Raw genomic sequence first — 8,167 nt, forward strand, 5'->3', positions numbered from 1 at the left:
CATGCCCACCCGCCGCACCCTGCTCGCAACGTCCCTGGCCGGGGGAATCGTCCCCTTCCTCGACGTTTCGGTCGCGGCCGCCGCCCGCCCCGACACCGGCGTCTCCGCCTACGCCTTCCCGCTCACCGCCGTGCAGCTGCTGACCAGCCCGTTCACCGCCAACGCCGGCCGGACCCAGTCGTACCTGCTGTTCCTCGACAACGACCGGATGCTGCACACGTTCCGGCTCAACGTCGGCCTCGCCTCCTCCGCCACCCCATGCGGCGGCTGGGAGTCGCCGACCACCGAGCTGCGCGGGCACTCCACCGGCCACCTGCTCAGCGCCCTCGCCCAGGCCTACGCGAGCACCGCCAACACCGCGTTCAAGACCAAGGGCGACCAGCTCGTCACCGTCCTCGCCCAGTGCCAGGCCCGGGCCGCCACCGCGGGCTACAACACCGGCTACCTCAGCGCGTTCCCGGAGAGCTTCATCGACCGGGTGGAGACGCGGCAGTCGGTCTGGGCGCCGTACTACACCCTGCACAAGATCATGGCCGGGCTGCTCGACATGTACCTGCTCGCCGGCAACGCGCAGGCGCTGACCGTGCTCACCGGCATGGCCGCCTGGGTCAAGTTCCGCAACGACCGGCTCACCCTCACCCAGCGGCAGAACATGCTCGACACCGAGTTCGGCGGCATGAACGAGGTGCTGACGAACCTGTACCAGGTCACCGGCGACGCGAATCATCTCGCGACCGCGCAGTACTTCGACCACGCCGAGATCTTCGACCCGCTGGCCGCAGGAGTGGACAGCCTGAACAACTACCACGCCAACACGCAGATCCCGAAGATCATCGGCGCGCTCCGGGAGTACCACGCGACCGGCACGACCCGCTACCGCGACATCGCCGTGAACTTCTGGGACATCGTCACCGGCCACCACACGTACGCGATCGGCGGCAACTCCAACGGCGAGTACTTCAAGGCCCCGGACCGCATCGCCTCGGAGCTGTCGGACACCACCGCCGAGTGCTGCAACACGTACAACATGCTCAAGCTGACCCGGCAGCTGTTCCTGACCAACCCGGCCCGCGCCGACTACATGGACTTCTACGAGAAGGCGCTGTACAACCACACGCTCGCCTCCCAGGACCCGAGCTCCACCCACGGGTTCCAGTGCTACTACGTGCCGCTGCGGGCGGGCGGGATCAAGACGTACAGCAACGACTACAACAGCTTCGTGTGCTGCCACGGCACCGGGATGGAGAGCAACACCAAGTACGGCGACACGATCTACTTCCACGACGGCGGCTCGACGCTGTACGTCAACCTGTTCATCCCGTCCGTGCTCACCTGGTCCGCGCGGGGCGTCACGATCCGGCAGGACACCACGTTCCCCGACGCCGGCGCGACGAAGCTGACCGTCACCGGCGCCGGGACGTTCACGGTGAAGGTGCGCGTGCCGGCCTGGGCCACCGGCGCCCAGCTGAAGGTCAACGGGACCGCCCAGGCCGCGCCGCAGCCCGGCACCTACGCCACGATCGCGCGGACCTGGGCCTCCGGCGACACCGTCGAGCTGACCCTGCCGATGGCCCTGACCCGCGAGCCCGCCAACGACAACAGCACCGTGCAGGCGGTCAAGGTCGGCCCGATCGTCCTCGGTGGGCTGTTCGGGACGAACAACCTCACCGCGCTGCCGGTGCTCGACCCGGCCACGCTCACGGCCACGGCCACGCCGCTGCAGTACACCGCCAGCGGCGTGACCCTCCAGCCGTTCTACAAGGTGCACGGCCAGCGGTACTCCGTCTACTGGTCCGTCACCGCCACGCAGCCGCTACCGGCGTTCGTCGCCTACTACCCGTTCGACGGCGCCGCGACCGACGCCACCGGCAACGGCAAGACCGCCACGCTCGTCAACGCCGGGTACACCACCGGGCGCTCCGGCAGCGCGGTCAGCCTCAACGGCAGCAACGGCTACGTCTCCCTGCCGGCCGGCATCCTCAACGGGGCGAGCGCCTTCTCCATCGCCCTGTGGGTGCGCATCGACTCCCTCGTCACGTGGGCGCGGGTGTTCGACTTCGGCACCGGCACCGGCGTCAACATGTTCCTCACCCCGCGCTCCAGCGGCGGCACCGCCCGCTTCGCCATCACCACCGGCGGCTCGGGCGGCGAGCAGCGCATCGACGCGCCGGCCGCCCTGCCGGCCGGGGCGTGGACGCACGTGGCGGTCACCCGCAGCGGGAACCTGGGCATCCTGTACGTCAACGGGGCCGAGGTGGCCCGCAACAGCGCGCTGACGCTGGGGCCGGGCAGCCTCGGCAACACCACGCAGAACTGGCTCGGGCGCTCGCAGTACGCCGATCCGTACCTCACCGGCGCCCTCGACAGCGTCCGGCTCTACAGCCGGGCGCTGTCCGCCTCGGAGGTGTCCGGCTTCTTCACCTCCGGCACCTGAGACGCCCGGGGCCGGTCGCTTCCGGGGGCGGACCCGGAAGCGACCGGCCCCTGCGCGCTCAGCCGCACCCGGGGGCGGACTGCTGGGCGACGTCCACGGCGATGCGGTCCGGGTCGTGCAGGACGAGCACCCGGAAGCCGCCGTGGGCGTCGAGGCCCAGGCCGAACGAGGCGCGGCCCTCGAAGTACCCGCCGGAGCGGATCTGGCGCAGCCCCGGCAGCTGCGGGTCGTAGACGCGGGTGAGGTCCACGGCCGGGGTGTCGAGGCCGGCGAACGTGACGAGCAGGGTGGAGGCCCCGGCGACCGGGACGGCGCCGCCGCGGCCCTGTTCGATCAGGGTGCCGTACTCGACCCGGTAGGCGGGCGTGCCCCCGGTGAAGTCGAAGACGGCCCGGTCGTATCCGTCGTGGCGCCCGGTGCGCACCCCGGTCAGGACCGGCCGCCCGGCGCCGGACGCGGTGCCGGCGGTGGGCGCGGTGCTGGTCGGGGCGGGCAGGTCGGCGGCGTTCGCGGTCGCGGGCAGAACAGCCAGCAGCGCGGCACAGGCGGCCGCGGCGAGCAGGATTCGGCGCATCGTGGTGCTCCCTTCCGTTCGGGTGTGCACCACAGACGCGCGCGGCCGCCGCCCGGTTTACATCCGGCGCAGCACGCACACCACCTTGCCGAGGATCGTGGCGCCGTCGCCGGGAATCACCTGGTACTGCGGGTTGCGCGGGACCAGCTCCACGTGCCCGTCGCGCTGCCGGTACGCCTTCACCGTCGCCTCGCCGTCCAGCAGCGCGGCCACGATGTCCCCGTTCTCGGCGACCTCCTGCTGGCGCACCACGACGATGTCGCCGTCGCAGATCGCCGCCTCGACCATCGAGTCGCCCTTGACGTGCAGCGCGAAGAGCGTGCCGTGCCCCACGAGGGTGCTCGGCAGCGTCAGCTCGTCGTCGGCCGTCTGCTCGGCGAGGATCGGCCCACCGGCGGCGATCGTGCCGACCAGCGGCACCGGCACCCCAGGGTCGGCCCCGGCGGCGAGCCCGTCATAGGGCCCGCGGATGTCGACGGCCCGCGGCCCGTGCGCGTCGCGGCGCAGCAGCCCGGCCCTCTCCATCGCCTTGAGGTGGTGCGCCACCGACGAGGGCGAGCCGAGGCCGACGGCCGCGCCGATCTCGCGCACGGTCGGCGGATACCCGCGCTGCTCGATCGACTCGCGGATCACCGCCAGAATGCTCTGCTGCCGCGGACTGGTCATGCGGGTACGATACCGGAAATTTTCGATCGTATGTGCGAATCTTCCCCGTGCGTGTCAACGGCCCGCCGCCGGTGGCCGCGCGCGGCCGGGCGGGTCGTCCGCGGCCGGTTGTTCGGGTCGTGACGACACGGCGGGGCGGTCTATGCTGTCCGCCATGCTCGACCAGCCGGTGCTGTCGCGGGGTGTGTCAGGGGAGCGTCTCGAACGCGTCCGGGAGCTGATCGCGGCCGCGGACGACGACGCCCTCGCCGACGAGATGGTGCGGCTCGGGCTGGTGGATGACGACGTGCGGGCCCTGCCCGGGGCGCGCCGCCACGCGCTCATCCTGCGCCTCATCGAGCGCGGCGCGGACGGTCCGCTGCTCGTCGAGGTGGCCGACGACATCCCGGCCGGCGCGCTGTCGTGGCGGGCGGGGCGGCACCTCATCGGCGTCGCCGCCGCGAGCGAGACGTGCCCGCCCCGCGTGCTGGCCGTGCTGGCCGACGTGGCCGAGCGGGAGGCCGGGGGAGCGCCCGCCGCGCTCGTCGCCGTCATGCGGCGCACCGCCATCGAGCACGCCAAGCACCACCCGCCCGCGCGGTGGGCACCCATCCGGCCCTGGCTGGAGCGGGAGGCCGGGTCGCTCAACGTCGGCGAGCCGTGGGCGGAGGCGGCGGCCGCGCAGGCACCGTCGGGCGAGCTGCTCGCACACGCCCTCACGGCGTCCGGTGCGCGGCCCGCGCCGCGGTGGGCCCGGCGCGGGGCGGACCTCGTCGCCGAGCTCGGCGGCGAGGAGTGCCGGGCGCTGATCCGGCGGTGGCTGGGGCTCGTGCCGGCGCCGCGGACGATCGAGCTGCGCCGCGACGGCGGGCGGGACCCGAACCAGGTGCCCGACCCGCACAACGCCCGGGCGCTGCGCGGGCTGCTGTACCTGCTCGCCGTGACGGTGCCGCACCCGGACGACGTGCCGGCGGTGGGGCGGCTGGCGCAGTACGCCTGCGAGAAGGTCCCCGGCCACGGGCCGCGCAGCCAGGCCGTCGCGCACGCCTGCGTGTACGCGCTGGAGCGCTTCACCACGATCCCGGCGCTGCGCGAGCTGATCCGGCTGCGGTCGCTCGGCCAGCCGCCGGGGATCGCGAGCGCGCTGAGCGCCGCCATCGCCCGCCGCTCGGTCGCGCTCGGCGTCGACCCGGGCCGCCTGCACCAGGCCTCGGCACCGTGAGCCGGTCGGGAATGCGCCGGGACGGCCCGGCGTCGTAGCGGGCATGACTTCGCGGATCGTGGCCTGCGCGCAGTGCGGGCAGCGCAACCGGGTGCCGGCCGCGGCGACCGGCCGGCCCGTGTGCGGGCGGTGCAAGGAGGCGGTGGCGTGGATCGTCGACGCCGACGACCGCACGTTCCGGCACGTGGCCGAGCGCTCGGCGACGCCGGTGCTGGTCGACCTCTGGGCGCCGTGGTGCGCGCCGTGCCGGGCGGTCGGGCCGGCCCTGGAGCGGGTGGCGGGCGAGCTCGTCGGGTCGATCAAGCTGGTCAAGGTCAACGTGGACGAGGCGCCGCGGCTCCAGGCGCGCTTCGGCGTCCGTGCCGTGCCGACGCTCATGATGCTGCGGGACGGCAAGGTGGTGGCGCGGCAGGCGGGCGGGGCACCCGCCAACGTGCTGCGCGCCTGGGTCGAGCGGACCCTCGGCTCAGCGGCGGGCGGCGCGTAGCGGCCGCTCCTGGGACTCCAGGGCGGCCAGCCGGGCCATCGCCGCCCGGTACTGCGCCGGGTCGGCGTCGCCGCGCAGGAGCCGCCGCGTGGCCCGCCGCTCGCTGCGCGCCAGCCGCTCCCCGGCGTCGGCCGGCTCCGGCAGCGGGCCGAATCGCCTGGCCAGCCACAGCGCGGCCCGCGGCTCGTAGGCGCCGCGCACCCGGTGGCGGCGGATGACGTGCGCGTGCGCGCAGATCAGGGCGGCGTAGCCGAGCGCGACCAGCGCGACGGCGACGAGCGGCGCGGGCACGTGCCCCAGTGTCGCACGGGTAGATTCGGTCGCCGTGACCGAGCCCCAGGTGTACCGCGCCCAGCCGGCCGATCTGCCCGCCGTGCTCCCGCTGGTCGAGGAGTTCTGCGCGGCCGACCGGCACGAGTTCGACGAGGCGCGGGTGACCCGGGCGCTCGGGCCGCTGCTGGCCTCCGACGAGCACGGCCAGGTGTGGCTGATCGGCGCGCCGCGGCCGTCGGGCTACGCCGTGCTCACCTGGGGGTGGAGCCTCGAGTCCGGCGGGCGGGAGGCGCTGCTCGACGAGATTTACGTGCGCGAGCGGGGCCGGGGCCTGGGCGCCGCCCTGCTGGACCGGGTCGTGGCGGCCGCGGCCGAGGCGGGGGCGTCGGCGATGTTCCTGGAGACCGAGGCCCACAACGCCCGGGTCCGGGCCTTCTACGCGCGGCACGGGTTCGACGCGGAGGAATCGATCTGGATGAGTCGTGTCCTCGGAGCGGGCTGAACCGTACAGTGTCACGTGAGGGCGCGCCCGGGCCACGGCACCGGTCCCGGGCGCCCCGTCCCTCAGCGGGCGAGCGCGGGCGTCAGGCGCTCGAGGATCTCGGCCAGGACGGCGGGGCCGGTGGCGAAGTTCAGCCGGACGAAGCCTTCGGTGTCCACGCCGGTACCGCGGGAGAAGTCCGCCCCCTCGCTGAGCCGGACCCGCGCGGTGCGCTCCAGCCGCTGCGCCGGCAGGGGGCCGGGCACGCCGCCGAGCCAGGCCAGGTAGGTGCCCTCCGGCGGGGTGTGCGCGAGGCCGAGCCCGGCCGCCCAGCCCGCCACCGCCGCCCGGTTCGCGGCGAGCGTGGCCCGCAGCCGCTCCAGCCATGCCGCACCGTCCCGCCAGGCTGCCACCGTGGCGAGGCGCGACAGCGTGCTCGGGGTGCCGAAGTAGTCGATGGGCAACGCGTCCAGGCTGGCGCGCAACGCGGCGGGGCCGACGTGGGCGACCGCGCAGCGCAGCCCGGCGAGGTTGAAGGCCTTCGTGGCCGAGGTGGCCGTGACGGTACGGCGGGCCGCCTCCGGCCCGAGCGCGGCGAACGGCAGGTGGGCGTGCGGCGCGTACACGAGGTCGGCGTGGATCTCGTCGGCGAGCACCGTCAGGTCGTGCCGCTCGGCGAGGGCCAGCAGCCCTTCCAGCTCGCCCCGGCGGAACACGCGGCCGGTCGGGTTGTGCGGGTTGACCAGGACGAGCAGCCGGGCGTCGACCGTGTCCGGCACCCGGTCCGGGGCCAGCGCGACGATGCGCCGCCCGGCCCGCCGGATGCTCTCCAGGAACGGGGGATAGGCCGGCACGTGGATCGCCACCCCGTCGCCCGGGCGGGTCGCGTGCTCGAGCGTCACCTGCAGGATCTGCAGCACGTCGGTGAAGACCCGGGTCCGGTCGCCGGCCGGGGTCCAGCCGTGCCGGCGGGCCATCCAGGCCTCGAACGCGGCCGGGACCGGGTCGCCGGCCGGCCAGTGCGGGTACCCGAAGTCCTCCCGGTCCACGGCGTCCAGCAGCGCCCGGCGGATCGGCGGGGCGACCCCGAGGTCCATGTCGGCGACCCAGGCGCCGAGCGTGTCCGGGCCGAGGGAGCCCCACTTGACGCCGGTGCCCGAGCGCAGCCGCGCGGTGTCCACGGGCCGCTGCGGCCGCAGCAGGTCGCGCAGGATCTCCATCTGCCCGTGGTGCTGGGTCAGCTCCTCGTAGACGTGCAGCAGCGCCGCGCCCTGGGTGGCGATGCCGGCCGGCCCGAGGAAGCCCGGGTCCGGTGCGGCCCGCAGCGGCCCGGCGAAGTCGGCCCCGCGGGCGTCCTCGGCCAGCTGCCGGCGGGCCGCGTCGACCCGTTCGAGCAGCGGCGCCACCGGCCCGGCACTGGTGAACTCGGCGTCGCGGTCCCGCTCGACGGCCCGCCCGGCCACCAGCGCCCCGGCCCAGTACCCGGCCACGCCCAGGCAGTGCGTCAGCAGCGCGTACGGCGACGAGGCCCCCTGCACGGGCGGCCGGGTGTTGGCCAGCTCGTCGCCGAGCCCGGCGACGATGCCGGCCATCCCGGTCAGGGCCCGCCCGGTCGCGTCCAGGTACTCCTCGACGGTGATCATGTGTCGCGCCTCCGCTCCCGTCACCGGTTCGAGCGGTGACGCGGGCAGCTTGCGCCGGGGTCGCGTCACCTGTCAAGGTGGTGACGTGACGTTCGTGTTCGTCAGCGGGGACCTCGCCCTGGACTTCGCCGGGACGCTGAAGTGGCGGCGCAGCGCCGAGCCTGAGGAGCTGCTGTCCACACCGGACGACGCGGCCCGCTGGGCGGTGGCGGCCGGGTTGCTGTCCGCCCCGCCGCGGGTCGGCCCGGCCGAGCTGGACGAGCTGCGGGCGCTGCGCGAGGCGGTGTACCGGCTGCTGCACCCGGCCTCGCCCGGCCCCCGCGCCGCCGACGTGCGGCTGGTCAACCGGGCCGCCGCCCGGCCGGGACCGCGCCCGGCGCTGACCGCGGACGGGGTGCGCCGCCGCGC

General features: G+C 74.9%; 9 protein-coding genes. 5 read left to right on the forward strand and 4 right to left on the reverse strand.

The annotated features are described in order from the left end of the window. The first annotated feature begins 1 nt into the window (after position 1). On the forward strand, positions 2 to 2,434 hold the full coding sequence (locus tag ABD352_RS10160; RefSeq protein WP_344612012.1) for a glycoside hydrolase family 127 protein: 2,433 nt from the start codon (positions 2 to 4) through the stop codon (positions 2,432 to 2,434). A gap of 58 nt (positions 2,435 to 2,492) precedes the next feature. Here the strand turns inward: ABD352_RS10160 and ABD352_RS10165 are convergent, their stop codons facing one another. Next, positions 2,493 to 3,008 carry an AMIN-like domain-containing (lipo)protein gene (locus ABD352_RS10165; RefSeq protein ID WP_344612013.1) on the reverse strand — a complete coding sequence of 172 codons (516 nt, stop codon included), beginning with the start codon at positions 3,006 to 3,008 and terminating at the stop codon, positions 2,493 to 2,495. A gap of 57 nt (positions 3,009 to 3,065) precedes the next feature. Continuing rightward, positions 3,066 to 3,674 carry a transcriptional repressor LexA gene (gene lexA / locus ABD352_RS10170; protein WP_344612014.1) on the reverse strand — a complete coding sequence of 203 codons (609 nt, stop codon included), beginning with the start codon at positions 3,672 to 3,674 and terminating at the stop codon, positions 3,066 to 3,068. Between the two features lie 154 nt (positions 3,675 to 3,828). On the opposite strand from lexA, the gene ABD352_RS10175 reads away from it, so the two are divergent. Both ABD352_RS10175 and trxA read left to right on the forward strand, forming a co-directional pair. Further along, positions 3,829 to 4,875: a hypothetical protein gene (locus tag ABD352_RS10175; protein ID WP_344612015.1), complete on the forward strand. Its 1,047-nt coding sequence runs from the start codon at positions 3,829 to 3,831 to the stop codon at positions 4,873 to 4,875. Between the two features lie 43 nt (positions 4,876 to 4,918). Beyond that, the gene (gene trxA / locus ABD352_RS10180) at positions 4,919 to 5,362 is read left to right on the forward strand and encodes a thioredoxin (protein WP_344612016.1); all 444 of its coding nucleotides are present in this window, start codon (positions 4,919 to 4,921) and stop codon (positions 5,360 to 5,362) included. On the opposite strand, the gene ABD352_RS10185 is transcribed toward trxA, so the two are convergent. Continuing rightward, positions 5,342 to 5,653, reverse strand: coding sequence for a hypothetical protein (locus tag ABD352_RS10185; RefSeq protein WP_344612017.1), 312 nt, complete (start codon positions 5,651 to 5,653; stop codon positions 5,342 to 5,344). The two genes, trxA and ABD352_RS10185, sit on opposite strands and share 21 nt — an antisense overlap. 34 nt (positions 5,654 to 5,687) lie before the next feature. Here ABD352_RS10185 and ABD352_RS10190 point away from each other — a divergent pair, with 34 nt between their 5' ends. Further along, a complete protein-coding gene (locus ABD352_RS10190) occupies positions 5,688 to 6,137 on the forward strand; it encodes a GNAT family N-acetyltransferase (protein WP_344612018.1) in 450 nt (149 codons plus the stop codon). Between the two features lie 62 nt (positions 6,138 to 6,199). On the opposite strand, the gene ABD352_RS10195 is transcribed toward ABD352_RS10190, so the two are convergent. Beyond that, a complete protein-coding gene (locus ABD352_RS10195; RefSeq protein ID WP_344612019.1) occupies positions 6,200 to 7,759 on the reverse strand; it encodes an aminotransferase class I/II-fold pyridoxal phosphate-dependent enzyme in 1,560 nt (519 codons plus the stop codon). A gap of 85 nt (positions 7,760 to 7,844) precedes the next feature. On the opposite strand from ABD352_RS10195, the gene ABD352_RS10200 reads away from it, so the two are divergent. Beyond that, positions 7,845 to 8,167: ABATE domain-containing protein (locus ABD352_RS10200; RefSeq protein ID WP_344612020.1), on the forward strand; the 323-nt coding region annotated here is incomplete at its 3' end.

The sequence above is a fragment of the Dactylosporangium salmoneum genome (assembly GCF_039532525.1).
Lineage (GTDB): Bacteria > Actinomycetota > Actinomycetes > Mycobacteriales > Micromonosporaceae > Dactylosporangium > Dactylosporangium salmoneum.

Bases quoted from the DNA above. Each gene is read 5' to 3' on its own strand.
- ABD352_RS10160 (WP_344612012.1), top strand. From the start codon at position 2: ATGCCCACCCGCCGCACCCTGCTCGCAACGTCCCTGGCCGGGGGAATC.
- ABD352_RS10165 (WP_344612013.1), bottom strand. From the start codon at position 3,008: ATGCGCCGAATCCTGCTCGCCGCGGCCGCCTGTGCCGCGCTGCTGGCT.
- lexA (WP_344612014.1), bottom strand. From the start codon at position 3,674: ATGACCAGTCCGCGGCAGCAGAGCATTCTGGCGGTGATCCGCGAGTCG.
- ABD352_RS10175 (WP_344612015.1), top strand. From the start codon at position 3,829: ATGCTCGACCAGCCGGTGCTGTCGCGGGGTGTGTCAGGGGAGCGTCTC.
- trxA (WP_344612016.1), top strand. From the start codon at position 4,919: ATGACTTCGCGGATCGTGGCCTGCGCGCAGTGCGGGCAGCGCAACCGG.
- ABD352_RS10195 (WP_344612019.1), bottom strand. From the start codon at position 7,759: ATGATCACCGTCGAGGAGTACCTGGACGCGACCGGGCGGGCCCTGACC.